The following is a 24754-nucleotide window of genomic DNA, read 5'->3' on the forward strand; positions in this document are numbered from 1 at the left end:
GGCCGCCGCACAAGTCGCGACAGCCGGTTCCTGCAAACGATGTTCGCGGCACGCTACTTGATCGCGCCGGGAATGAAGCCGATCTTGTCGATAGCGTCCTTGATGGCGGCTTCGGAAGCCTCGCCGTCAAAGGTGGCCTGCCCCTTCTCCAGATCGACCGACACGTTGGACAGGCCCGGCACCTCGGTCAGGGCCTTGGTCACGGACGCGACGCACTTCGGACAGTGCATGCCGCCGACTTCCACGGTTTTCATGCGACCTCCTCGGACTGGTCGGCGATGTAGGCCATGGCCTCCCCGAAATCCAGGGTTCCGGTGTAGATGGCCCGGCCGGTGATCACGCCTTGAAGCCCTTTTTTGGAATACGGGAAAAGCATTTTGACATCGCCCAGGGTGGCCACGCCGCCGGCCACGAGCACGGGCAGATCGGTGAGGTCGAGCAGGCGCTCGAGCGCCTCGAGGTTGACCCCGGTCTGCATGCCGTCGCGACTGATGTCGGTGTAGACGACAAAAGCCGCACCCTGCTCGGCCAGACGCGGCACGACCTCTTCGACGGTCAGTCCCGCGTCCTCGACCCAGCCCTTGACCTTGAGCTGGCCGTTCACGGCATCGAGGGACACGCCGACGCGGCCCGGATGGGCGGCGCAGATGGCGGCGAAGGCGTCGGGATCGGCCAGGGCCAGGGTGCCGATGATAAGACGCCGCACGCCGGCGTCCAGATAGGCGGCGGCGACCTGCGCGTCGCGGATGCCGCCCCCGAGCTGGACCGGGATGGAAAGCCCGGAGCAGATGCGGGAAATCAGCTCGAAATTGCGTGGCTTGCCGCTAAAGGCCCCATCCAGGTCGATCAGATGCAGCCACAGCGCCCCGAGCCCCTCCCAATGCCGGGCCATGGCCTCGGGATCGGGAGAAAACACGGTCACTTCGTCGGCCAGGCCCTGCTTGAGGCGCACGCACTGGCCGTCCTTGATATCGACGGCCGGAAACAGGATCACAGGCCAAGCTCCTTGATGCCCTGCTTGAGCCCTTCCTGGGCCAGCTCCATGGCCGAAAGCCAACGGCCGTTTCGGGACACGAACTTTTTGGCTTCCAGGATGTTGGAGGCCAGCGTCTGCTGGGTTTCGTTGAAATGGAAGGTTTTGACGATGCCGCCGGTGCGCACGTTGACGAGGGTCAGGCTCAGGTTCACGCTGGCGGGCTTGGTGGCGCCGATCTCGGAACCCTCACGCGCAGTCCAGTCGATGACCAGGGGCACGAGCACAAAGTCCGCGCCGGCGCATTTGCCGATGTTCTGCCAGTACCGCATGGTGGCCAGTCGGCCCGTCTCGTTGCCGCGCTGCGCGGAATGGGCGCAGGTGTAGGCCATCTTGGACGGGACGAAATGCTGGCTCGAGCCGGACAGGTCATTGTCCAGGGCGGCGTCGAGCTGGACCGGGACCGCCTCGGGCACGGACCGCATGGACGGCAGATAGCCCGTGGGCAGATCGGCGTCGGTGGCCGGGATGGCAAACGGGACAACGACAAAGGTCTTGTTCAGAAAAGCCACGGCCGAAGTGGCGGCGTCGCCAGGGGTCGGGGCCTTGGCCATCGGCGCGGTGCGACGCACGCATCCTGCCGACAGGGAGATGACGGCCGCAAACACGACAACGAGATAGGCCAACGATTTATTTCGCATCAGTCCAGGCTCCCCTTGGTGCTCGGCACCCTGGTTCCATCGGCGGTCGTCGCCCGGCGCAGGGCCAGTCCCAACGCCTTGAAGGCCGCCTCCACCAGATGATGGCCGTTTTGTCCGTATTCGTAATGGATATGCAGGTTGGCGCGAATCGTAAAGGCCAGGGACTTGAAAAATTCCCGCCACAGATCCCGTTCCTCGCCCGCGATCACCGGCGGCAACGCATCGCCCCCCCGGTAAACGAGATAAGGCCGGCCGGACAGGTCGACCACCACTTCGCAAAGCGCCTCGTCCATGGGCACCTTGGCCACGCCCACCCGGGCGATGCCGGCCCGGTCGCCAAGGGCCAGGCGCATGGCCTCGCCCAGGCAAATGGCCACGTCCTCCAGGGAATGGTGGGCATCCACCTCCAGATCGCCCCGGCAGGAGACCATGAGGTCGAAACGACCCCAAAAGCTCAAAAGCGACAACATGTGGTCGGCGAACCCGACCCCGGTATCGACCGAGGCCGTCCCCGTCCCATCGAGGTCGATGCGGACGGAGACCTTGGTTTCGCCGGTCTCCCGGACAAATTCGCCGAAGCGTTCCCCCATGGCGTTCCCCGACCGCCTAGGCGGTCGGAGCCTCCTTTCCCGAGGCCTGGGCCTCGGCCTGTTTCGTCGCGGCCTGGGCCGGCTTGGCTTCGGCTTCGACCGGCGTGGCGTTCGCGGCGGCGCTCGCCTCGGCCGCATCTCCGGCCGAATTTTCCGGATACAGTTCTTTCTGAGCCTCGCTCTGGCGCTTTTCACGCTCGGCCCGATCCACTTCGGCCTCGAAGGTGGATTTGACGTCGTTGCTCATACGCCGGAATTCGGCCATGCCCTTGCCGAGCGTGCGCATGAGGTCGGGCAGCTTGGAAGGACCGATGACAATAAGGGCCACGATCAGGATGACCACGAGCTCCGTGGAACCGATGCCGAACATAAAGTCACTCTTTTCGCCGGCCCGGGCCGACGGGATTGCAGGTCTCGACGGTTATTCCCATTCGATGGTGCTTGGCGGCTTGGACGACACGTCGAAGACCACGCGATTGACACCCTTGACCTCGTTGATGATCCGGTTGGACATGGAGGCCAAGAGCTCCGAGGGCAGTCGAGACCAGTCCGCCGTCATGGCGTCGAGACTGTCCACGACCCGGATGGCGGCCACGTTTTCATAGGTGCGCCCATCGCCCATGACCCCGACGGTTTTGAGCGGCAGCAAAACGGCGAACCCCTGCCAGACCTTGCGGTACCAGCCCGAGGCGGCCAGTTCGCTTTGGACGATCTTATCCGTTCGGCGCAAAATCTCAAGCCGTTCCTCGGTTACTTCGCCGATGATGCGGATGGCGAGCCCCGGTCCGGGGAAGGGATGGCGCCAGATGATGAAGTCGGGCAGGCCAAGCTCCGCCGCCACCTTGCGCACCTCGTCCTTGAAAAGCTCGCGCAGGGGCTCGATCAGCGTGAGCTTCATGTGCTCGGGCAGCCCGCCCACGTTGTGGTGGCTTTTGATGACCGCCGAGGGCCCCCGGAAGGACACGGACTCGATGACGTCGGGATAAAGCGTCCCCTGGGCCAGGTACTTGACCTTGGGGAGCTTGGCCGCCTCGGCCTCGAACACCTCGATGAAGGTCGTGCCGATGATCTTGCGTTTTTTCTCGGGGTCGGTCACGCCGGCCAGCCGATCGAGGAAGAGCTTGGCGGCCTTGACGTAGTACAGGTTGAGGTCGAAGTGCTCGCGCAGGTAGGCGGCCACCTCCTCGCCCTCGCCCAGACGCAGCAGGCCGTTGTCCACGAAGATGCAGTGGAGTTTTTTGCCGATGGCCTTGTGCAGCATAACCGCGACCACGGTGGAGTCCACGCCGCCGGAAAGCGCGCACACGACCTCGTCGTCGCCGACCTGCTTTTTGAGCGCCGCCAGCTCCGTTTCCACGAAGGATGCCATGGTCCAGCCCGGGGTCAGCCCGGCAATGCTGAAAAGGAAGTTGTGCAGGATGCGTTCGCCGTCGTCGGTGTGGGCCACCTCGGGGTGGAACTGCAAGGCGTACATGCGCCGTTCGACGTTGGCCAGGGCGGCGATGTCCACGTTTTTCGTGCGCCCGGCCACGACAAAGCCGTCCGGCGGCGCGATCACCTTGTCGCCATGGGACATCCAGACCGTGTGGCCGGCCTTGGCGTCGAGTCCGGCGAAAAGCGGCACGTCGGCCAGGACGGAAAGCTCGGCCCGGCCGTATTCGCGGTCGGTGGAGGCGGCCACCGCCCCGCCCGGCTGGCTATGGGCCAGAAGCTGCATGCCGTAGCAGATGCAAAGCGTCGGCAGGTTCAGGTCGAAGACGGCCGGATCGAAGGGCGGGGCGTCGGCGTCGGTGACGCTCGACGGGCCGCCGGACAGGATAAGGGCCGACGGGGCCATGGCCGCGACGTCCTTGGCGGTTACGGTGCAGGGATGAATTTCCGAATACACGCCGGCCTCGCGCACGCGACGGGCGATCAGCTGGGTGTACTGGGACCCGAAATCCAGGATGACGACTTTGTCGGGAGCTGCCATTTAGTAGGTCTCCACGCGATAGTTGGGGGCTTCCTTGGTGATGATGACGTCGTGGACATGGCTTTCGCGCAGGCCCGCCGGCGAAATGCGCACGAATTGCGCCTTCTGCTGCAAATCCTCGACAGTGGCGCAGCCGCAGTAGCCCATGCCGGAGCGCAGGCCGCCGACCAGCTGGTAGAGGCTTTCGGTGACCGGGCCCTTGAAAGGCACCCGGCCGACGATGCCCTCGGGCACGAGCTTTTTGGACTTCTCCTGGAAGTAGCGGTCGGAGCTACCTTCGCGCATGGCGTCGATGGAGCCCATGCCGCGATAGATTTTGTAGGTGCGGCCCTGGTAGAGCACGGTTTCGCCCGGGCTCTCCTCGGTGCCGGCGAAAAGCCCGCCCATCATGACCGTGTCGCCGCCGGCGGCCAAGGCCTTGACGATGTCGCCGGAAAACTTGACGCCGCCGTCGGCCACCAGTCGCTTGCCGGCCTCGCGGCAGGCCCGGGAGGCCTCCATGATGGCCGTTACCTGGGGCACGCCCACGCCCGCGACAACCCGGGTGGTGCAGATCGAACCCGGCCCGATGCCGACTTTCACCGCGTCGGCCCCGGCCGCGATCAGCGCCTTGGCCCCCTCGTAGGTGCCGACGTTGCCGGCGATGAGCTGGCAGTTCGGATGGTCGCCTTTGATGGCGCGGACAGCCTCGAGGATGTTCTTGGAATGGCCGTGGGCGGAATCGAGGACCAGGAAGTCGGCCCCGGACGTCAGCAGGGAGTCGGCCCGCTCGTCGCGGTCGGCCCCGACGCCGATGGCCGCGCCCACGCGCAGGCGGCCGTGCTCATCCTTGCAGGAATTGGGGTATTTGCGGATCTTCTCGATGTCCTTGATGGTGATAAGCCCGCGCAGCTTGTTGTTCTCGTCGACGACCAGCAGCTTCTCGATGCGGTTGGCGTGCAGGTGCGCCTTGGCTTCCTCGAGAGTGGTGCCCACGGGCACGGTCTTGAGGTTCTCCTTGGTCATCACGTCGCCGACCTTGGTCACGGAGTCCTTGACGAAGCGCACGTCGCGGTTGGTGACGATGCCGACCAGCATGTCGCCGTCGACCACGGGCAGGCCGGAAATGCTGTACTCGCTCATGACCACCAGAGCCTGCTCCACGGTCATGTCGGGCGGCACGGTGATGGGGGAGATGATCATGCCGGATTCGGATTTCTTGACCTTCTCCACCTCGAGCCGTTGCTCGGCAATGGTCATGTTCTTGTGCACCACCCCCACCCCGCCGCTACGGGCCAAGGAGATGGCCATGCGCGATTCGGTGACGGTGTCCATGGCGGCGCTGACAAGGGGGATGTTGAGCCTGATTTCGGGCGTCAGCCACGACGAGACGTCGGCCGCGTCCGGCAGGACTTCGGAATAGCTCGGCAATAAAAGCACGTCGTCGAACGTGAGCCCGGTCTCGATGATCTTTTCCATATGGAAACTCTCCTGGTTGTCGGGGCGCGTCTAGTCCAGACCGAGATAGGCCGAGCGCACCTTGGGATCGTTTAACAGATCCCGGGCCTGGCCCTCCAAGGTCAGACGCCCGGTTTCGAGGACGTAGCCCCGGTGGGCGATCTGCAAGGCCATCTGGGCGTTTTGTTCCACAAGCAGGACCGTGACGCCATCCCTATTTATCTGCTGGATAATCTCGAAAATATTTTCAACCACCAGCGGCGCGAGCCCCAGGGAGGGCTCGTCGAGCAGCAGCAGCTTGGGCCGGGCCAGAAGCGCCCGGCCAATGGCCAGCATCTGCTGTTCGCCGCCGGAAAGCGTACCGCCCATCTGGGTGCGCCGTTCCTTGAGCACCGGAAAGAGGTCGTAGACCTTTTCCTCGTCGGCCCGAAGCCCGGCCTTGTCCCGGCGCAGATACCCGCCCATGAGCAGGTTCTCCTTGACCGTGAGCCGGGGGAAGATCATGCGCCCCTCGGGCACCTGGGTGATGCCGAGGGACACAATGCGCTCGGTGGTCAGGCGCGTGGTCTCCTGGCCGAGAAAGGTCACCTTGCCACGTTTGGGCGGCGTGACGCCGGAAATGCTCATGAGCGTGGTGGTCTTGCCCGCGCCGTTGGCGCCGATCAGCGTGACGATCTCGCCGGCCTCGATGCGAAGCGACACCCCGCGAAGCGCCTGGATGTTGCCGTAGAAGGTGTGGATGTCCTCGATCTCAAGCATGGACCGCCCCCTTGCCGAGATAGGCCTCGATGACGTCCGGGTTGGACCGGACCTCCTGGGGGGAGCCGTCGGCGATTTTGATGCCGTGGTCAAGGACCACGAGGTGCTTGCAGATGCGCATGACGAGCTTCATGTCGTGCTCGATGAGGATGACCGTGATGTCGCGGGCCAGGATGGCATGGATGAGGTCGACCAGGGAGTCGGTTTCCTTGGGGTTCATGCCGGCGGCCGGCTCGTCGAGGAGCAGGAGCCTCGGGCCGGTGGCCAGGGCCCGGGCGATCTCCAGGCGGCGCTGGTCGCCGTAGGAGAGGCTTGCGGCCGGGGTCAGGGCCTCTCCGCCGAGGCCGACGAAATCCAGGCATTCCATGGCGGCATCAACGATGCCGCGTTCCTCGGCCCGCTGGGACTTCGTGCGCAGGACCGCGCCGAAAAAATTCGCCCTGGTGCGGCAGTGCCGGCCGATGCGCGCGTTGTCGAGCACGGTCAGCGAAGAAAAAAGCCGGATGTTCTGAAACGTCCGGGCCACGCCGAGCGCGGTCATGCGCTCGGGCTTGCTGCCGGCCACGTCGCGCTCGGCCCCAGAACCGCTAAACAGGATCCGGCCCTCGGTCGGCTTGTAGATGCCGGCCACGCAGTTGAACATGGTGGTCTTGCCCGCGCCGTTGGGGCCAATCAGCCCCAGGATAGCCCCCCGCTCCACGGAAAAGGAAACGTCGGAGAGGGCCATGAGCCCGCCAAAGCGCTTGCTTACGCCGTCCACTTTCAAGATCGCATCCATATTACGCCGTCCGCCGCGCGGCAAGCTTTGCCCGCAATTCCTTGATCAGTCCGCTTTGCATGGTCGACGCGGCCACCTGGGTGAAAATCCCGCCCGGGCGGTAGCGCATGATCAGCACCATGATGAGGCCATAGGCCAGAAACCGGGTCTCGGCCGGCAGGCCGAGCCTCGGCAGCGCCACACGCAGCACTTCGCCGAGGGCAATGAGGATGACCGCGCCCACCAGGGCTCCGTTGATGTTGCCAAGCCCGCCGAGGACCACCATGCACAAGACCAGAAAGGATTCCCAGAACTTGAACATGTCCGGTGAGATGAAAAGCGTCCAACGGGCGAAAAACGAGCCGGCCATGGCCCCGATGCCGGCCGAAACGGCAAAGGCGATGACCTTGTAGACCAGCAGGTTCACGCCGCAGGAAGCGGCGGCCATGGAATCCTCGCGGATGGCCAGCCAGGCCCGGCCCAAGCGCGAATCCTCCAGCCGGCGCATGAGGATGTAGACGAAAAGCACCATGAACATGCCGAGATAGTAGTACGGCACCTCGCCCCGGAAGGCGTAGCGCCACCGGCCGTCGATGCCGAGAAGCGAGGCCAGCCAAGTGAAGTTGATGTCCACAGGCGCGATGCCGGGAACGCCGAGCGGGCCGCGCGTCAGCCAGATTTCGTTGGTGAGGAAAAGGACCACCAGTTCGGAAAAGCCGAAGGTGACGATGGCGAAGTAGTCCCCGACAAGACGCAGGGTGGGCACGCCGAGCATGATCCCGAAAAAGGCCCCGTTTAACGCCGCCAAGGGCACGATCAGCCAAAACGACATGTTGTAGTGGATGGTGAGGAGCCCGGCGGTATAGGCCCCGATGCCGTAGAAGCCCACGAAACCGAGGTCGAGCAGGCCGCAGAAGCCGGGCAGGATGTTGAGCCCCATGGCCAGGACCATGTAGACCATGATGAGGACGAGCACATGCAGGACGTACACGTCCCGGAAGGGCATGAGCGGATAGGCCAGGGCCGCCGCCGCGATCAGGTATTTGAGTGTGTTTAAGGCGCCACGCATGGGAATATTCCGGTCGGTTCGGGTCGGCCGGCGTCCCGGCCGGCCGGGTTAAGCCTTTTCCACCATGGACCGGCCGAGAAATCCCGACGGCCGGAAGATGATGACCAGGATCATGACCGCGTAGGCCACGCCGTCGCGGTAGGGAGAGGAAATGTAGCCCGCGCCGAGGGTCTCGGCGATGCCGAGCACCACCCCGCCGAGCATGGCCCCGGGCACCGAGCCGATGCCGCCGAGCACCGCCGCCGCGAAGGCCTTGACGCCGGCCAGATAGCCCATGGTCGGGTACATGGTGTTGTAATACATGGACACCATGACGCCGGCCACCGCGCCCATGCCCGAACCGATGGCGAAGGTGAACGAAATGACCCTGTTGACGTTGATGCCCATGAGCGCCGCGGCGGTGCGGTTCTGGGCCAGGGCCCGCATGGCCGTGCCGATACGGGTCTTGGTGATGATGAGGTTGAGCGCGACCATGAGCAGCAGGGCCACGACGTAGATGATGACCTGCATCCAGGAAATGGTCACGTCGGAAAACGTGAACGCCGGCTCATTGAAAAAGGCCGGCAACGCCTGCCGGGGAAACGGCAGCGGCCGGCTGCCCCAGATGATCATGGCCAGGTTTTGCAGGAAGATGGACATGCCGATGGCGGTAATGAGCGCCGCCAGGCGCGGGGCCTCGCGCAACGGCCTGTAGGCGATCACATCGAGCAGGACGCCGATGGCGGCCACGGCCAGCATGGCCAAAACCACGGCCAGGGCGAGCGGCATGCCCGTGGAAATAAACGACAAGGTCAGGAACGCCCCGAGCATGTAGATTTCGCCGTGGGCGAAATTGATCAGCTCGATGACGCCGTAGACCATGGTGTAGCCCACGGCGATCAGGGCGTAGATGAGGCCCAGGGTGAACCCGTTGACGAGCTGCTGTTCAAACAACGTCCGCTCCGAAACGCTTGAGGTTATGTGGGACGGGCTTTAACGCGAACAGGCTGGATGATATCCAGCCTGTCCGTGATCCGTCATCCGTCTCGTTGCCCCGCCTAGTTCATCTGCTTGGGGGCGGGAACGAACTTGCCGTCCTTGACCATCTTGACGAAGGCGGGTTTCTGGCAGTCGCCGTTGGCGTCGAAGTAGTTGACGCCGGTGACGCCCTTGTAGCCCTTTTCCGGGGTATTCATGCCGGCCAGATAGGCGCGGATCTTGGCCCGGTCGGGGCCGACCTTGGCGATGGCCTGGACCATCATACCCGCCGCGTCATAGGCGTTGGCGCTCATCCAGTCAACTTCGCGATTGTACTTGGCCTTGAAGTCCTTGATGAACTTCTTGGCGTCCGGGCCGGCGGTGTCGGCCAGGAAGGGGGCGGTCAGGTAGGTGTCGTCGGCCGCCGCGCCGCCGAGCTTGATGTAGTCAGCGTTGTCGAAGCCGTCGGCCCCGAACTTGGGCACGTTAAGCCCGATCTTCTTGGCCTGGTCGGCAATGAGCGCGCCTTCGGGATAGTAGCCGGCGATGAACATGGCCTGGGGCGCGCCGCCCTTGAGCTTGGTCAGCTGCGGGGTGAAATCCTGGTCGCCTTTTTTGTAGGCTTCTTCGCCGACCACGTTCAGGCCGAGTTTCTTGGCCTCTTTGACGAAGGCGTCCTTCAGACCGATGCCGTAGTCGTTGTTCTCGTAGAAGACGGCGACCTTTTTGAGCCCCATGACCTTGTCGATGTAGTCGGCCAGGAACTTGCCCTGAAAGTCGTCGCGGTACACGTTGCGGAACGACCAGACCTTGCCCTGCTCGTCCTTGTTCTTGTCGCTGATGGAAATATTGGTGGCCGTGGGGGAGATGGCGGCGATGCCCTCGCGCACATAGGTGGGCAGGGCGGCCAGGTGGGCCGAGGAGCACAGGTGGCCGACGATGCCGACGATCTCGGGATCGTTGACGATGGAGGAGGAAACCGTGGCGGCCTCGCGGGGCTCGCACTGCTCGTCGAGGTAGACGGCCTCGATCTTCTTGCCGTTCACCCCGCCGGCGGCATTGACTTCGTCGATCTTCATGGCCACGCCGGCCTTGACATTCTCGCCAAATCCGGCGGCGCTGCCGGTATAGGGCGAAGGCACGGCGATCTTGATGGTATCGGCGGCCTGGGCGCTGCCCGCCGAAACGCCCAGGGCCAGGCCCAGGGCGGCCATGAATACCGCCATACGTTTCACATTCCTGCCAAACATTGCTGCTCCCTCCGGTTGCGGTTGACGTCCAGCCAAAACCCTTTGCGCCAGCGCAAGAAAGGCCGACGAGGCCCCAAGCTTCTTATGCGGCATCCGGCAACATTCACCAAAACGTCATGAAATGCAATGGGTCGCTATGCGCAACGGCTCCGGGGCCGCAACCTTCGCGCCGTCGGGAAACATGCGGACGCGGCCCGGCCGAGGGACCTTCGCCGGGAGGCGCCCGCCTCTTCTTACTGCGAAACCTTGCTCTCCAGTTCGCGCTGGGCCGTGGCCCGGGTGTCCGGATCGACGTCCGGGGCGGCGAGAACGGTCTTGAAGGCTTCGGCCGCCTTGTCGGGCGCCTTGAGGGCGTACTTGTAGAGCAGACCCAGGTTAAAAAGGGCCCGGAAGTCTTTGGGATGCTTGGCCAAAACGCCTTCGAAGGCCGCTTTGGCTCCGTCGATGTCCTTGAGATTATACAGGACCACGCCCATGGCGTTTTGGGCCTCGGGGTCGTCGGGGCGGACCTTGGCCACCTTGTCCAGAAAGGTCTTGGCCCGATCGAAGGCGCCCATGGCCATGAAACGCTCGGCCATGGTCAGTTGCAGCTCGGGGTCGTCGGGGTTTTCCTTGAGCTTTTGCATCAGCGCCATGATTTCCTTCATGGGGCCGTTCATGGCCTGGCCCATGGCCTCGCCCATGCCGCTTTTCGGCTGCTGGCGCACTTCAAGGCTCGGGCGCTGCATGCGGTAGATAAACGAACCCACGAATATGACGGCCAGGGCAAAGCCCAAAAAGGCCAGGACCATGCGGCCCGAGGCGTTGGGCCCGCCGGGCCGATCAGTCGTCGTCACCTAAGACCTCCAGGCGTTTGAGACGGCGTTCCAGCCGCTTCTGGGTGCCGGCCAGAAAGGCCACGTAGCAGCCGATGCCGACCCAGAAGATGATGTTGGCCGCGAAGAGATAGACTTCCTTTCCCATATCAGTTCCTTATCGCTCCGTGGCGCACCAAGGCGCTTATGGCCGCGCCGGAAGCCAGTTGCCTGGTCCGGGCCAGAAGCAGGGCCAACCACAAAAAGCCCATGGTCACGAGGTTGGCCACCATGGCCAGCCACATTTCCGGCTCCATGCCGCCGCCCTGCGGGCCGAAGACGGCCGGATGGATGCTGCGCCAGTAGCGGGCCGAAATGAACACCAGCGGCACATCGAGGAACGCCACGATGCCGAGCACGGCCAGGACCGCGTCCCGGCGGCCGCCGCCGATGTCCGAGGCGCGAAGCAGCAGGTAGGCGGCGTAGACGAACCACATGACAAGCGTGGTGGTCAGCCGCGGGTCCCAGGTCCACCAGACGTTCCAGATGGGCCTGGCCCAGCACATGCCCGTGGCCAGGGCCAGGCCGGAAAAAAGGACGCCCATCTCGCAGGCCGCGCCGGCAAGGCGGGCATAGGCGGCCCGGCGTTTGACCAAATAGAGGATGGAGGCCACGAAGACCACGAAAAAGCTGACAAACGACCACCAGGCCATGGGCAGGTGGGTGTAGAAAATCTTTTGTACCACCCCCATGGTTCGCTCCACCGGGGCGAAATACCAGATGGCGTACTGGGCCGGGATGGACAGGACGGCGGCGACAAGGGCACAGATACGGATCATGGGCAGGTTATTCCTCGCCGGTATACAAAAACGGGAAAAGGACCAGGGCGGCGGCGGTAAAAACAGCGTCAAACGCGCCGACAGTCCCGGCCCAGGCGGAAACCGCCTCGAAGCCCCGGCCGGATATCACGGTTTCGAGCAACCGGATGCCGGCCAAAAGCACGGGCACCAGCAACGGAAACAAAATCACCGTCAGCAGTGATTCCCGGGCCGAACGGCCGACGGCAAGCGCGCCGAGAAGCGACCCCAGGGCACAAAGCCCCCAGTCCACGGCAGCCACCACGACAAGTCCGGTCAAAAGCGACCCGACCACGTGCTGGCCCAGAAAGGCCACCGCTGCGGGGGCGAATACCATCTGACAGCAAAAAAGCAACACCCAGCCGGCAACCGCCTTGCCGAGCCACACGGCCTGGACCGGGCACGGGGCCAGAAGCAGGCCCAGTCGCGCGCCCTCGGCCTCTTCCAGGCCGTAGAGGAAATTGAAGATCAGCACCTGCCCGAAGGCCGTGGCCAGCCAGAAGACGGCGGCGGCGGCCAGGGGCGGCGACATCTCGCCCGGCTCGCGCGACAGGCTCATGATGAAAATGAGGAGCAGGCCCAACAGCACGGTCTGCACCAGTCCCTGGGCTCCGGAAAGCGACAGGGACAGGTCCTTTTTGGCGATGGCGACCGCGGCCTTCAGCATGCCGCCTCCCGGGCCAGCTCGGCCGGATCGAAGCCCTCGGCCGGGCCGTCGTAGGCGATGCGTTTTTTGCGCAGGCACACGACCCGGTCGCTTGCCGGCAGGTCGGCGGCCACGAAATGACTGACCCAGACCACGGCCGCGCCGGCGGCGGCGGACTCGCGGATGGCCCCGTGCAGCATGGCCGCCGAGGACGGATCGAGGCCCGAGGCCGGCTCGTCGAGAAGAAGCAGTCGGGGACTGGTGAGAAACACCCGGGCGAGGCTCAGGCGCTGGGACATGCCGCGCGAAAAAACACCGGCTTCCTCGTCGGCGAACCGGGAAAGCCCCACCCGCGCAAGGGCCGCGTCCACGGCGGTCGGATCCCGGGGAAGCCCGGAAAGCGACTGCCAGAAGGCCAGGTTGGCCCGGGCGGTCAGGTTGGGGTAACTGAGGGTCTTGTGGCCGACGTACCCGATCTCGCCGGGGGCCAGATCGGAAAGCGCCTCGCCCTCGCTTGGCGGCATGAGCCCGGCCACGATACGCAGGAGCGTGGATTTCCCCGCGCCGTTTGGCCCCACAAGGAGCGTGACGCCGCTTGGCGCGATATCCAGGTCGATGGCCCTGAGCACCGGCCGTTCGCCGAAAAAACGGCTCACCCGGCGCAGACGCACCAACGGCGCGGCCATGACCTTAACTCCGCTCCCCTGCTGTCTCCTTGGGCCGGCGCAGGCTCAAAAAGGGCGCCAGGCTCATGAGCGCGCCGCCGATCCAGACCCAGTTGACCAGCGGATTGACGCTGATCTTGATGCTGGCGGCCTTTTTGTCGGTAACGGATAAAAGCGTGGCGTAGAGCTCGTCACCCAGGGAAGGAATCGTGGACACCTCGGCAAAGGGCTGCTCGAAGCCCTTGTAGATGCGCCGCTCCGGCGTAAGCCGTCCCACCGTCCGGCCGTTTTTGGTCACGTCGATGACGGCCCGGGCGATGCTCACGGCCGGGTTGGTCTCCCGTTCCAGATCGGTATAGGTCATGGTAAAATCGCCGATGCGCATGGCGCGTCCGGGCGTCAGCACAACCTCGCGGCTGATCTGGTAGGGCCCGGAAAAGGCCACGCCCAGGGTGAGCAGGGCCAGCCCCAGATGGACGCAGTAGGCCCCAAGCGCGCCGGACCGACTTCTGGCGTGACGCTGGCGGATAAAGACATACGCCACGCACACCATGGCGGCTATGGCGCAGGCGCCGCCGAAAAGGGCCAGGGGCAGATGCACGCCCGAGGCATAAAGCACGGCCCCGCCACCGACGAAGCCGCCGGCAACGATGGCCAGCCCCAGCTTGTCGCGCACCCCCTCGGTCCAGGAAAGAAGCGGACACATGGCCACCAGAAAGGTGGCCATGGCGAAAAGGGGCAGGCACACGCGGTTGTAAAAACCCGCGTCGAGACCGACCGGATTGGCGCTCCACAGCTTGCTGATAACCGGCCACATGGTGCCGAGCAAGACCACGGCGGAAAGCGCGAGCATGAGCCAAGCCAGGACCACGAGGAACCCCGGGACGCTGAAAAGGCCGGCAAGTTGCTTGCCCCGGCCGGCGAAATAGGGCGCGCCGGCGACCAGCACCGAGGCCAGAAGCACCAGGGCGAAGATCATAAAAAGCAGGATCGGGTCCCCTACCCCGCCCTCGCCAAAGGCGTGGAGCGAATCCACCACGCCGCTGCGCACGAGGTAGGTGCCGAGGATGCAGGAGATGAAGGTGACCACGGCCAGGGCCACGTTGGTCTTGGCAAGCGCCTTGGTGCGGCGTTCGACAATGGCCGTGTGGAGAAACGCCGTGCCGACCAGCCAGGGAATCAGCGAGGCGTTTTCCACCGGGTCCCAGGCCCAGTAGCCGCCCCAACCGAGTTCCATGTAGGACCACCAGCCGCCAAGGACGATGCCGGCGGTGAGAAAGAGCCAGGACAGGATGGCGGTGTTGCGGGCGGTCGCGACAAAGGAGCGCGTCTCCCCCACCAGCCAGGCGGCCAGCCCCAGGCAGGCCGGCACGGCAAAGCCGGCGTAGCCAAGGAAAAGCAACGGCGGGTGGAAGATCATGCCCGGATTTCGCAACAGCGGATTAAGCCCCCTGCCCTGGGCCGGCGGCGGCACGGCTTCGAGAAACGGATTGCTCGGGCCGGTCAGAAGCAGCAGGAAAAAGGCCTCGATGGCGAAAAAAAACATCCAATAGGCATATTTGGTGGCCGGAGAAAGCTTCTTGTAGGACGGGGCCAGGGCGAATCCCCCCCCGAAAACGGCCAGCACCAGCATCCAGAACAGCATGGAGCCGGCCTGCCCAGCCCAAAAAGCCGTTACGGCGTAAAAAAGCGGCAACAGGGTGTCGGTGTATTCCGCCACGTAGACAAAGGAAAAATCGCGCCGCCACAAGGCGATGGTCAAGATGGCCGAAGCAAGCAGCGTGGCGACGAAAACGACCAGATGGGCCCGTTCAAGCAGCGCAAGACGGCAGTAGTCGCGCCGCCAAAGCCCGAAAATCGCCGTCGCCGCCGCGGCCAGACACAGCAGCATGGCCACGAGCAACGCAAAATACCCTGTAGCGTGCATCAAGACTCCTTACGTAGGAACAAAAAACGCCGCCACCGGAGCACATCCAGCCCCCGGGGCGACCATTGCCATGCCGCCGCAAAATGACAGGCCGATCGGAAGCCGCCTGTCAGCCGCGATTTTCCTTCTGGTACTTCGACGGGCACTTGGTCATCAGCGTGTTGGCGGCGAAATCGCCCGAGGCCGGGTTGACCCCGCCCTCCACGATGACTTCCGCGCCGGGCTTGAACGTATCGGGCACGGCCCCTTTGAAATCCACCCGGATGGTCTTGGCGGCCTGATCCTTGTCCACCAGCGTGAAGGTCACGCCCATGGCGTCCTGGGGCCTTTGTATGCCGCTGGCGGCCACGGTGCCGAAAAGCCGGGCCTTGGTCAGGTCGGCCGGTTTCATGGCCAGCGCCTCGGAGACGTTGAGAAAATAGGACGTATTTTCTCCCAGGCCCGAGTACAGCAGATAGCCGAGGCCGCCCAGAAAAAGGACCAGGGCCACAAGGTAGACGGGGGCGTTGTTTTTTTTCGCCATGGCAAATTCCGCGTTTGGCTGCGTGCGTTATGCGGCGGGCGTGTCCTTGGGGTCGCGCATGGTGCGCAGAAGCTCCTCACGCCTCGTGCGGGCCAGCTCCCGCATGTCCGCCACCTGATCGGTTTCGTCAACGATTTCCTTGCCGAGGATTTCCTCCAGCACATCCTCCAGGGTGACCACCCCGGATACCCCACCGTATTCGTCTAGAACCACGAAGAGATGCATACGCGATTCCAGAAATTTTACCAGCACCCGGTCAAGGGGCATGGAATCCAGGACAAATCGCACCGGCTTCATGAGGTCGGACAGGCGCACGTCGTCCTGGTCGTTGGCCAGGGCCTCGAGGACCTCCCGGCGGTAGACGATGCCCACGATGTTTTCCGGGTCATCGGCGTCGAAAACCGGAATGCGGCTGTGGGGCCAGACCGCCCGGCGATCGCCCCGGGCCTCGGCCACGGTCATCTGGGCCGACAGGGAAAACACCACCGTACGCGGGGTCATGATGTCGCTGGCGGTTTTCCGGTCGAGGGACAGGATGTTTTTGATGGAGAGTTCCTCGAGGGGCTTGATGATGCCTTCCCGGCGGGTCAGGCTGACCACGGCCCGCAGGTCCTCTTCCGAGGACATGGGGTCCTTGCGCCGGTTCGCGACCAGCCCGGCGAGCAGCCCCCCGGCCCAGATGATGGGGAGCAAACCGAGGATCAGGTACTTAAGCGGCGCGGCAATGCCCGTCGCGACCGAACGGCTGTAGGCCACGCCCACGGTCTTGGGCAATATCTCGCCGAGGGTGAGGATGACCACGGTGAAAACGGCGGTGAAAAGCCACAGCTCATCCGGGCCGAAGACCGTCGACGCCGCCGCGCCGGCAACCGCCGCCCCGGCCGTATTGGCGATGGTGTTGAGCGTCAGGATGGCCGTGATGGGCTTTTCCACATTGGAGCGCAGGGTGAAAAGCAGTTCTCCGGCCGGCCGGCCGTCCTTGCGCAACCGCTCGATCCAACTCCAGGGCACGGAATAGAGCGCGGCCTCGCTCATGGAGCAAAAGGCCGAGATGAGAACCGCCGCCGCCACGGCGACAACGAGGGTCAGCATAGGCCGCCCCCATTGCTCGGGACGGCGCGCGAAGACGGAGGTTGGGGGGGATCGAGGGTATCGGCGGCCTTGGCTTTCGGGGCGCGGTCGTGTTCCATGGAAGGGGTAAGGCTCCTCGCGGCACTGCGCGACATGACTTTGTTTCTTTTTCCCAATTACGGATTTCAGTCGATTTGTAAAGCGCCGACGGCCGCCAGCATCAGGGGGCCTTGGCCACGGCGTCGGTTTTGATGCGGAAATGGCCGTTTATGGTCGGCAGGATATAGCGCTCGGTGTACTCGTCGATAACCAAGTTCGGCTTTTCCTTCTCGATAAGCGCCGTGTCGAAATAGCGAAAGGCCGTCTCGGTCTGGGGTTTGAGCCAGATGTAAAGCCCCTTGTCGAAGGACTCGGCCATAAACGGCAACAGTTCCCACCAGAAGGAATCGTGGAACACGATGACGTTCGGCAGCTTGGGGTCGCCCGTATAGGAATACTGCGGCGTCTCGAAGTACGGCGCCGGCATCGGTCCGTCATAGGTCATGCCCCGGGCCTTGTACCAGTCCTTGTTGACGAACATGATGCGGTCTTCCTTGAGGTGGCCGCCAAGCCCCAGCATGTTGGCCAGGTCCCCGGGCAGCCAGTTGAAACGCTCGACGGAAAACCGGGACCGCGTCAGCGGCTTTATGGCCGGGAAATCCTTAACCAGATGGGGCACGATCGCCTGGTAGGCCGCAAAGGCCCCGTTGGCGTTCCAGTGGCTGTCCGTGGAATAGAACACCTGTTCGTTCTTCTTCGCCTCCATGAGGGCCTGGGTCACGTTGACGATGTCGACCTTGGTATGCTCCTTGACGTAGGCGGAGAAGCGATCCAGGTGCGTGTCCTCGAAGACCGGACGCAAGGCGTCGGGCAACTTTTCGGGATAGACGGTATTTTTGTTGGGAGCCACGATGACCAGGTACTTGATGCCCCGGGCGGCCAGCCATTCCCGCCGGCGTTCCATCTCCTGGGCGATAAGGGCCACGGCATTCTTGGGCAGGCCGTAGGGGGAACGGGCGTCCTCCAGGATGTTGCGCGCCCCGTCCTGGGCCAGAAACAGCCAATGATCCTTGCCGACCACGACCTGGGATGAGGACGAGGACGACGCCAGGATGAAGGTGTCGAGGTAGCTCTCCCAGGTGATGAGCAGGCCGCGCAGGCTGTAGTGGCGCTCCAGGTAGCCGTGGCGCACCGTGTTGAACCACGGCACCCAGGTGCCGGGGTCCAGCTTGAGCGTGGGCAGCTTCCTACCGCCGGCCTCGCCGATGATGGTCATGGGCGCGAATTTAAGGACCCTGTCGATCGAGGGAAGCGCGAGCAGGGCCACGAACAGGAGGCAGGAAAGGAAGGCCACGGTACGATGGGCGGAAGCGGAAGTCGTGGTGCTTTGCAAGGGAATGTTCCAGGGATGGCGCGGGACTATCGGGCCCAGGCTGCTTCGAGGGCATCCTCGCGCTGTTTGAGTTCGCGCAGCACGGCCTCGCTGACCAGACCGTCGATGCGTTTTTTTTGCCGCCACCGCTCTCGTATATCCGAGGCGGACACGTCAAGTCTGGCCACGGGCACGAAACTGATGTGGCGGTCCTCGGGCAGGGCCCAGACCGCTGGATCGTCGGTGGGCTCGGCCCCCATGGCGGCGGCGTTACCTTTCAGAAAAACGGTGAAAACCTCAAGCCCCAACCCTTCCCGGGCATGCACGGCCAAGCTGGCCATGCGGCCGAGCCCCAAACCGTTTTTCCAGGTGGAAAGGCCGAGCAGATCGCCCATGCCGAGGATGAAGCAGAATTCCTCGCCCGGCCGGGCATCGCGCAGTTCTGCCAGGGTGTCGCAGGTGTAGGACGGCCCGGGCCGGTCGGCCTCCATGGCGTTGACGCGAAATCCGTCGACGGCCGCGACCGCCAGACGGCACAGCGTCAGGCGCAGCCCGAAATCGAGCATGGGCTCGCCGGACTTGTGCGGCGGTCTGGCGGCGGGCACGAATTCCACCCCGGCCAGGGACAGGGCTTCGGCCACCTCGATGGCGGCGCGCAGGTGGCCGATGTGCACGGGGTTGAACGTGCCGCCGAAAATGCCGATCACGGGTCGCGTCATTGGGGTTGCACCAGGGGGCCCGCCGGGAAAAATCAGCCCCGCACCTGGCCGTTGCCGAGCGTCACGAACTTGGCGCTGGTCAGCTCCACAAGGCCCATGGGGCCGTAGGCATGGAGCTTGGAGGTGGAGATGCCGATCTCGGCCCCAAGCCCCAACTCGCCGCCGTCGTTAAACCGCGTGGAACAGTTGACCCCGACCATGGAGGCGTCGGCCCGGCGCAGAAACTCCATGGCCCGGCCATGGTGCTCGGTGACGATGACCTCGGTGTGGTTGGAGCCGTAGCGATGGATGTGGGCCAGCGCCTCGTCCATGGAATCCACCACCTTGACGGCCAGGATCAGGTCGTGAAACTCGTGGCCGAAATCCCCGGGCGCAGCCGGCGCGGCCCCCTCGCCAAGCAGCGGCAGGGCGCGCGGACAAGCCCGAAGCGCCACGCCGGCACGGCGCAGGGCCGCCCCTACCCGGGGCAGAAATTCCGGCGCGACGTCGGCGTTGACGAGCAGGCACTCCAGGGCGTTGCATACCCCGGGGCGCTGGGCCTTGGCGTTGACCACCACCTTTTCGGCCATGGCCAGATCGGCCCCGGCGTCGACATAGGCGTGGCACACGCCCTTGAAATGCTTGAGCACCGGCATGGTGGCGGCGTCCACCACGGCCCGGATGAGCCCTTCCCCGCCGCGCGGGATGATGACGTCGATAAACTGGTCGAGCTTGCACAGCGCGGCCACGGCGGCCCGGTCGCTCGTGGGCACGAGCTGGGCGGCGTCGGCGGGAAGGCCGGCGGCGGCCAGGGCCTCGCGCAGCAGTGCGGCCAGGGCCTTGTTGGACTCCAAGGCTTCGGAACCGCCTTTCAAAATCACGGCGTTGCCGGCCTTGAGGCAGAGGATGGCGGCGTCGATGGTGACGTTGGGCCGCGATTCGTAGATCATGCAGATAACGCCCAGCGGCACGCGCATACGCCCGACGAGCAGGCCGTTGGGGCGCGGCCGCATGGCCTCGATGCCCCCCACCGGATCGGGCAGGGCGATGATCTCGCGGCAGGCCCCGGCCATGGCGTCCATGACGGCCGGAGTCAACGTCAGGCGATTTAAGCGCGGCGCGTCCATGCCGGCGGCCGTGGCCGCTGCCACGTCCCGGGCATTGGCGGCCATGACCTCCTCGCGGCGGGTGGCGAGCAGATCGGCCAGGGCGGCCAGAAAAGCATCCTTGGCCGCGCCGGAAGCCCCGGCCAGAAGCCGGGAGGCGTCCTTGGCCCGGACGGCCATCTGTTCCATGTCGGTTGCCACGCTCATGGGACCTCCCCGTGTCATGTGACGGCTGGCATCGCAAAAGGTTGCTTTTTAGCCGTCACGGGGCGGTTCCGTCAATGACCGTCGGCAACGGCGGCCAGCACCACGCCCGTGACGGTCTTGCCCGAGCGGGTGCGCACCTTGGGCGTATCGGCAAAGGCCACCCGGTAGCCGGCCGCCGCAAACAAGTCATGAAGCTCGTCCAGGGTGAAATGGTGGGCCGTATAAAGCACTTTGTTCCCGTCCCGGACGACAAAGCTGCCGGCCTCGCCCGTTTCGGGCAACCCGGCCTCGTAGCGGGCTGCGTAGTACGGCAAATCCCAGTTTTGCAGGAAATCGGCCACGCACAGCACCTTGCAGCCGACCCGGCGGGCCTCGGCCAGGACATCCAGACGGGTCTGCCGGGGATTGAGCGTGGTCAGCACGGCATGAATGATGCCGGCGTCGAAGGCGTCGTCGGCAAAGGGCAATGCGGCAAGCTCGGCCCGCGCCACGCGATAGCCCCGGTCCGCGGCCACGGCGAGACTCGGGAAATTGCGGTCCGCGCCCACGGCGAAGCGGCCGGTCCCGGCCATCTCCCCGAGCATCCGGCCCGCGCCGCAGCCCAGGTCCAGTACCCGGTCGTGGGGTTTCAGATAGGCCGCCACTCGCGGATCGAGGGTCAAACTTGAAGGAACGCTTGAGGTTTTATCCCAGTACATCTTCTCCTCCTTTTCCGTATAAGCACTCGCCGCCCTGCCCCCTCAACCCCTTTTGAAAGTTTTTGAAGGGGGTTCAGGGGGAAACTTCTTTCAAAAAGTTTCCCCCTGACCGCCGGAGGCATTCATTCCCGCTCCACTCCTTCCCCGCGCCTAGCCCTGCTCCTCGAAAAACCGCACCGCGTTTCGCAGTTCAGCGAAGTTGGAGATGTTGTAATGGGCCTCGACGCCATCCATGGATTGCTGGCCCTGGCCCGAAGCGAAAAAGACGGTGCGCAGCCCGGCCTGGCGCGCGCCGTAAATGTCGCGGTACATGTCGTTGCCGACGAAGAGCAATTCGTCGGCGTACAGATGCATGCGCTTTATGGCCAGGGCGAAGATGCGCGGATCGGGCTTGCGATAGCCGAGGTCGCCGGAGACGATGATGGGGTAAAAGTACGAGTCGATGCCGACCATGCGCATTTCGGGCAGGGCCCAGGCCGTCTGCGCGTCGGTCAGGGCGGCGAGCCGGTAGCGCGGGCGCAGTTCGTCGAGCACTTCGCGCACGCCGGGATAGAGTTCCAGGCAATTGAGCGCGATGCCCCTATAGAGCTCGGCCAGAAAATGCGGCAGCACGGCCAACTTGTTTTTGGGGATCGTCACCCCGGAGCGGCCGGCCCGGTCCAAAATGAATTCCCGCCATACAGCCACGGCGTCGAACTCCGGATACTGCTCCCCGCCGCGCCGGCGCTGGTCCTTTAAAATCTGGTAATAGCCGTCGCGCACGTCGCCCCGGTTGGTGCGGATGCCGTAATATTTGAGCAGGTGGCTGATGGAGCGGTAGATCTGCTCGTTGCCCTCGTCGGTTTCGATGTGGACGAGAGTGCCGTTGATGTCGAAAATGATGCCCCGCACCTTCATGCCAAGCCTCCCTTCAAAATGGTCTTGCCCTCCTGGATGAGCCGCTTTCTGTAGGCGTCGTCGAGCCAGTGGTTGCGGGCGATGCGCAAAAGCGTCAGGCCGAGGTAAAACGGCAGCCGTGCCGTTATGGCGTCGAAGGCCCGCTTGCGGTCGGGAAAATGTCCGGCGTATTCCCACAGGAAATGGCCGATAAAGGGTTCCGAGCGGGCGGGGCTGCCCGTCGTCAACATAAAGCAGTGCTTGAGCTCCCCGCAAAGCCGCCCCACGTCGTAGACCCGGTCGTCGCGGTGCATGCGCTCGAGGTCGATGGCGCATACGTCCCGGCCGTGGCCAAAGAGGAAATTGGAGGGCGTGGCGTCGCCGTGGACGCAGACCTGGACGTCCTGCCACAATTCGGGCCGGGCGGCGTAGGCCTGGCCGAGTTCGCGCAGCCGGTCGATCCGCCGGGGCGAGGCGACACCCTGGCCGGCGAGGTAGGCCAGCACCCGCTCGAAGTAGGCCCGGGTTCGGGCAAAATCCACCCGCTCGCCCCCGGCCGTGCCGTTGTGAAGCCGGGCGAAAAACCGGGCCAGGCCGGACAGCTTGGTGAAAAGCCTGTCCGAACGCCCCGCCCGGGCGGCTTCCTCGATGACGGCGTCGAGCTGCTCGCCGGTGACGTGTTCCACCACGAGCAGGTCCCCGAGTTCGCGATTGGCACCCAGGGGACGCACAACGGTATCCGGCGGCCCGGTAAAGCCGAGGCTTCTCACGTATTCGAGATTGCGATATTCGTTTTGCGCGGACTGGGGAGCGTTGCTGCCGTTTAGGCCCCTGGCACGGGCGTAGAACTTGCCCACCACCCGGGCCCCGCTCCATTTGTCCTCGTAGAGGTAGACGTCGCTTTCGGCCGAAACACGGTAGACCCGCCAGCGCGGTTCGCGCTGGGTCGCCACGAGCTGGGGCAGGATGCAGTCGCGCAGATAGCCCTGCAGGGGATCGCTTGGCGAGAGGTGTCCGAGGGAGACGCGCATCAAAAAACCACGTGGCGGCCGGTTTGGCGAGCCGGGCTGCCGCCGGGCCGGCTCATCGGGAAAGTAGTATTAAACCACAGGCCCGCGCGCAATGGAAATCGCCAGTCGGAGTTCCCATGCCCCTTCTCCCCTTTGCCCGGGCCAGCCAACCGCCGCGCTCCGTCCCGCTGTGGGGCCGCACTCCCGGCGACGGGCCGGGCAAGGCGGGACAGCCCGGCCGGATGGTCGAGCCCCGGGCCGGGACCGGCCTGCTTGACGACCCGCTCCTTCGCTGCATCGCCTGCCGCGCCCCGGTCACGTCGGAAAGCCGGCGCATCACCGTGGCCGGCGACCACCGCCATGTATTCGCCAATCCGTACGGCCATATTTTCGAGATCGGTTGTTTTGGCGCCGCGCCCGGCTGCCTGGGGGCGGGGCCGGTGACGTCGGATTTTTCCTGGTTTCCGGGAACACGATGGCAAACGGTGTTGTGCGCGGTGTGCCGGCTCCACCTGGGCTGGCGCTATGTCCCCGTTTCCGGAGGATTTTTCTTCGGGTTGATCCTGAGCAGGCTGGTGTCCGGTCCAGCCGCATCCGAGGACTGATCCTGTGAAAAAATGCGCATATTCCGTCCTGGCCAGTTAGATTTAACTTGACTAAACTGACCAGAATAGCATTTTTTGACTTAAATGCAAACGGAAAAAGGGCCGTCGGCCGACACGGCTTCGACCCGAGGAGCGTTTCGTGAAAGCCACAGGCGTTTTTTTGGAGACAAATTCGGCAGATGACCTGATCATAAAGCACAAGCCCAGGTTCGTGTTCGACAACCCCGACCTGGCCCATGCCGACCGCATCGCCTGCGCCGTGTGCGAGATGGAAGTCACCCGGGCGAGCCTGCGCATCGCCGTCGGTGGGCACCATCGCCACACCTTCCCCACAGCCAAGGGCGTCGACCAGGAATTCGGCTGCTTCTCCCTGGCCCCCGGCTGCCGCGTCATCGGGCACTTCAAACTGGATTTCTCCGGCGAGGACGACGGACTGTGGCAGACGGCCTTTTGCGCCGCCTGCGGCGCCCACCTCGGCTGGTATTACCTGTCTTCCAACGGATTGGGCTTTTTCGGCCTGATCCAGGACCGCCTGCTCGCCCTGCCGGAAGACCTGGCGGGCCAGCCGGAATAACCTCCCCGCCCGGGTGCGCGGCAACCGTTGGCCGGAAAGTTTTGCGCCGATGGTTGCCTGCGCCCCTGGCGTGGCTATTTTAATTCCAACTCCGAAAGGAGGAAATCAAGCCACAAACGGGAGCGTCACCGCAGCACGAGCAGCGGCCCGTGGGGAGCCCCCATGGACAGACATATCACGCTTTTCACCACCAATCCGCCGTTTCATCTCACCTACGACATGGACGAAGCGGCCGAAACGGGCACCGCCCCCCGCCCCGTCATCACCAATCCGGCCCTGGCCCATGGCGACCGGTTCGTCTGCTCCCAGTGCGGGGCCGCCATCACCAGTTCGGCCCTGCGTATCGCCGTCGACGGCTCACATCGCCACCTCGTGCCGTCAGGCTTCGGACCGGACCAGGAAATCGGCTGTTTCTCCCTGGCCCCGGGCTGCGCCGTCATTGGGCATTTCGCCATGGATTTCGCCAAGCCCTCGCAAGGCCAATGGCGCATGGGCGTGTGCGCCACCTGTGGCGCGCACCTCGGCTGGCATCACCATGCCGACGACGGCACCGGCTTCTTCGGCCTGATCCTCGACCGTCTGGACGTCGGGGACGACGCGACGGAACAAGAAGACACGTAA

The 24754-nt window shown here is 64.6% G+C and carries 29 protein-coding genes; 3 read left to right on the top strand and 26 right to left on the bottom strand.

Annotated elements, in window-relative coordinates; all coding sequences use genetic code 11:
• Positions 1–53 precede the first annotated feature (53 nt).
• From K9F62_18475 to K9F62_18600, 26 genes are all read right to left on the bottom strand, one after another.
• On the bottom strand, positions 54–254 hold the full coding sequence (locus K9F62_18475; protein ID UJX40655.1) for a heavy-metal-associated domain-containing protein: 201 nt from the start codon (positions 252–254) through the stop codon (positions 54–56).
• Positions 251–994 (bottom strand): 1-(5-phosphoribosyl)-5-[(5-phosphoribosylamino)methylideneamino]imidazole-4-carboxamide isomerase, encoded by a 744-nt coding sequence (gene hisA, locus K9F62_18480; protein ID UJX40656.1) that lies wholly within the window; start codon positions 992–994, stop codon positions 251–253. Before hisA ends, K9F62_18475 begins: the two co-directional genes overlap by 4 nt.
• Positions 991–1674, bottom strand: a complete 684-nt coding sequence (locus tag K9F62_18485) for a hypothetical protein (GenBank protein UJX40657.1) — start codon at positions 1672–1674, stop codon at positions 991–993. Before K9F62_18485 ends, hisA begins: the two co-directional genes overlap by 4 nt.
• Positions 1674–2264 carry an imidazoleglycerol-phosphate dehydratase HisB gene (gene hisB / locus K9F62_18490; protein UJX40658.1) on the bottom strand — a complete coding sequence of 197 codons (591 nt, stop codon included), beginning with the start codon at positions 2262–2264 and terminating at the stop codon, positions 1674–1676. Before hisB ends, K9F62_18485 begins: the two co-directional genes overlap by 1 nt.
• Before the next feature lie 16 nt (positions 2265–2280).
• Entirely contained in the window at positions 2281–2634 is a 354-nt protein-coding gene (tatB, locus tag K9F62_18495) for a Sec-independent protein translocase protein TatB (GenBank protein ID UJX40659.1), read from the bottom strand.
• A 51-nt stretch (positions 2635–2685) separates the two neighbouring features.
• Complete coding sequence (gene guaA / locus K9F62_18500; protein ID UJX40660.1) at positions 2686–4236, bottom strand: glutamine-hydrolyzing GMP synthase; 1551 nt, start codon at positions 4234–4236, stop codon at positions 2686–2688.
• Positions 4237–5694, bottom strand: a complete 1458-nt coding sequence (gene guaB / locus K9F62_18505) for an IMP dehydrogenase (GenBank protein UJX40661.1) — start codon at positions 5692–5694, stop codon at positions 4237–4239.
• 30 nt (positions 5695–5724) lie between these two features.
• Complete coding sequence (locus K9F62_18510; protein UJX40662.1) at positions 5725–6432, bottom strand: ABC transporter ATP-binding protein; 708 nt, start codon at positions 6430–6432, stop codon at positions 5725–5727.
• Positions 6425–7210, bottom strand: coding sequence for an ABC transporter ATP-binding protein (locus tag K9F62_18515; GenBank protein ID UJX40663.1), 786 nt, complete (start codon positions 7208–7210; stop codon positions 6425–6427). The genes K9F62_18510 and K9F62_18515 overlap by 8 nt, the downstream gene beginning before the upstream one ends.
• A gap of 1 nt (position 7211) precedes the next feature.
• Complete coding sequence (locus K9F62_18520) at positions 7212–8258, bottom strand: branched-chain amino acid ABC transporter permease (GenBank protein UJX40664.1); 1047 nt, start codon at positions 8256–8258, stop codon at positions 7212–7214.
• A gap of 48 nt (positions 8259–8306) precedes the next feature.
• Entirely contained in the window at positions 8307–9191 is an 885-nt protein-coding gene (locus K9F62_18525) for a branched-chain amino acid ABC transporter permease (protein UJX40665.1), read from the bottom strand.
• Positions 9192–9295: 104 nt separating this feature from the next.
• Positions 9296–10465 (bottom strand): ABC transporter substrate-binding protein, encoded by a 1170-nt coding sequence (locus tag K9F62_18530; protein ID UJX40666.1) that lies wholly within the window; start codon positions 10463–10465, stop codon positions 9296–9298.
• 233 nt (positions 10466–10698) lie between these two features.
• Positions 10699–11301, bottom strand: coding sequence for a tetratricopeptide repeat protein (locus tag K9F62_18535; protein UJX40667.1), 603 nt, complete (start codon positions 11299–11301; stop codon positions 10699–10701).
• A complete protein-coding gene (locus K9F62_18540; protein UJX40668.1) occupies positions 11288–11428 on the bottom strand; it encodes a CcmD family protein in 141 nt (46 codons plus the stop codon). The genes K9F62_18535 and K9F62_18540 overlap by 14 nt, the downstream gene beginning before the upstream one ends.
• Position 11429: 1 nt before the next feature.
• Positions 11430–12098 carry a cytochrome c biogenesis protein CcsA gene (gene ccsA / locus K9F62_18545; protein UJX40669.1) on the bottom strand — a complete coding sequence of 223 codons (669 nt, stop codon included), beginning with the start codon at positions 12096–12098 and terminating at the stop codon, positions 11430–11432.
• A 7-nt stretch (positions 12099–12105) separates the two neighbouring features.
• Positions 12106–12783: a heme exporter protein CcmB gene (locus K9F62_18550; protein UJX40670.1), complete on the bottom strand. Its 678-nt coding sequence runs from the start codon at positions 12781–12783 to the stop codon at positions 12106–12108.
• Entirely contained in the window at positions 12777–13448 is a 672-nt protein-coding gene (locus K9F62_18555) for an ABC transporter ATP-binding protein (GenBank protein ID UJX40671.1), read from the bottom strand. Before K9F62_18555 ends, K9F62_18550 begins: the two co-directional genes overlap by 7 nt.
• Before the next feature lie 4 nt (positions 13449–13452).
• The gene (ccsA, locus tag K9F62_18560; GenBank protein ID UJX40672.1) at positions 13453–15354 is read right to left on the bottom strand and encodes a cytochrome c biogenesis protein CcsA; all 1902 of its coding nucleotides are present in this window, start codon (positions 15352–15354) and stop codon (positions 13453–13455) included.
• 109 nt (positions 15355–15463) lie between these two features.
• The gene (locus K9F62_18565; protein UJX40673.1) at positions 15464–15877 is read right to left on the bottom strand and encodes a cytochrome c maturation protein CcmE; all 414 of its coding nucleotides are present in this window, start codon (positions 15875–15877) and stop codon (positions 15464–15466) included.
• 27 nt (positions 15878–15904) lie between these two features.
• A complete protein-coding gene (locus K9F62_18570) occupies positions 15905–16969 on the bottom strand; it encodes a hemolysin family protein (protein ID UJX40674.1) in 1065 nt (354 codons plus the stop codon).
• A 199-nt stretch (positions 16970–17168) separates the two neighbouring features.
• Complete coding sequence (locus K9F62_18575) at positions 17169–18380, bottom strand: hypothetical protein (protein ID UJX40675.1); 1212 nt, start codon at positions 18378–18380, stop codon at positions 17169–17171.
• 26 nt (positions 18381–18406) lie between these two features.
• Positions 18407–19078: a nicotinate (nicotinamide) nucleotide adenylyltransferase gene (nadD, locus tag K9F62_18580; protein ID UJX40676.1), complete on the bottom strand. Its 672-nt coding sequence runs from the start codon at positions 19076–19078 to the stop codon at positions 18407–18409.
• Between the two features lie 32 nt (positions 19079–19110).
• Positions 19111–20370: a glutamate-5-semialdehyde dehydrogenase gene (locus K9F62_18585; GenBank protein ID UJX40677.1), complete on the bottom strand. Its 1260-nt coding sequence runs from the start codon at positions 20368–20370 to the stop codon at positions 19111–19113.
• 71 nt (positions 20371–20441) lie between these two features.
• Positions 20442–21068 (bottom strand): class I SAM-dependent methyltransferase, encoded by a 627-nt coding sequence (locus tag K9F62_18590; GenBank protein UJX40678.1) that lies wholly within the window; start codon positions 21066–21068, stop codon positions 20442–20444.
• 150 nt (positions 21069–21218) lie between these two features.
• On the bottom strand, positions 21219–21965 hold the full coding sequence (locus K9F62_18595) for an HAD family hydrolase (GenBank protein ID UJX40679.1): 747 nt from the start codon (positions 21963–21965) through the stop codon (positions 21219–21221).
• Complete coding sequence (locus tag K9F62_18600; GenBank protein ID UJX40680.1) at positions 21962–22975, bottom strand: aminoglycoside phosphotransferase family protein; 1014 nt, start codon at positions 22973–22975, stop codon at positions 21962–21964. Before K9F62_18600 ends, K9F62_18595 begins: the two co-directional genes overlap by 4 nt.
• A 116-nt stretch (positions 22976–23091) precedes the next feature.
• Here K9F62_18600 and K9F62_18605 point away from each other — a divergent pair, with 116 nt between their 5' ends.
• The 3 genes from K9F62_18605 (at position 23092) to K9F62_18615 (ending at position 24754) form a co-directional block, all read left to right on the top strand.
• Complete coding sequence (locus K9F62_18605; protein ID UJX40681.1) at positions 23092–23559, top strand: hypothetical protein; 468 nt, start codon at positions 23092–23094, stop codon at positions 23557–23559.
• 139 nt (positions 23560–23698) lie between these two features.
• The gene (locus K9F62_18610; protein UJX40682.1) at positions 23699–24133 is read left to right on the top strand and encodes a hypothetical protein; all 435 of its coding nucleotides are present in this window, start codon (positions 23699–23701) and stop codon (positions 24131–24133) included.
• Between the two features lie 162 nt (positions 24134–24295).
• Entirely contained in the window at positions 24296–24754 is a 459-nt protein-coding gene (locus K9F62_18615) for a hypothetical protein (protein UJX40683.1), read from the top strand.

Source organism: Desulfovibrio sp. JY (assembly GCA_021730285.1).
Classification (GTDB): domain Bacteria; phylum Desulfobacterota; class Desulfovibrionia; order Desulfovibrionales; family Desulfovibrionaceae; genus Solidesulfovibrio.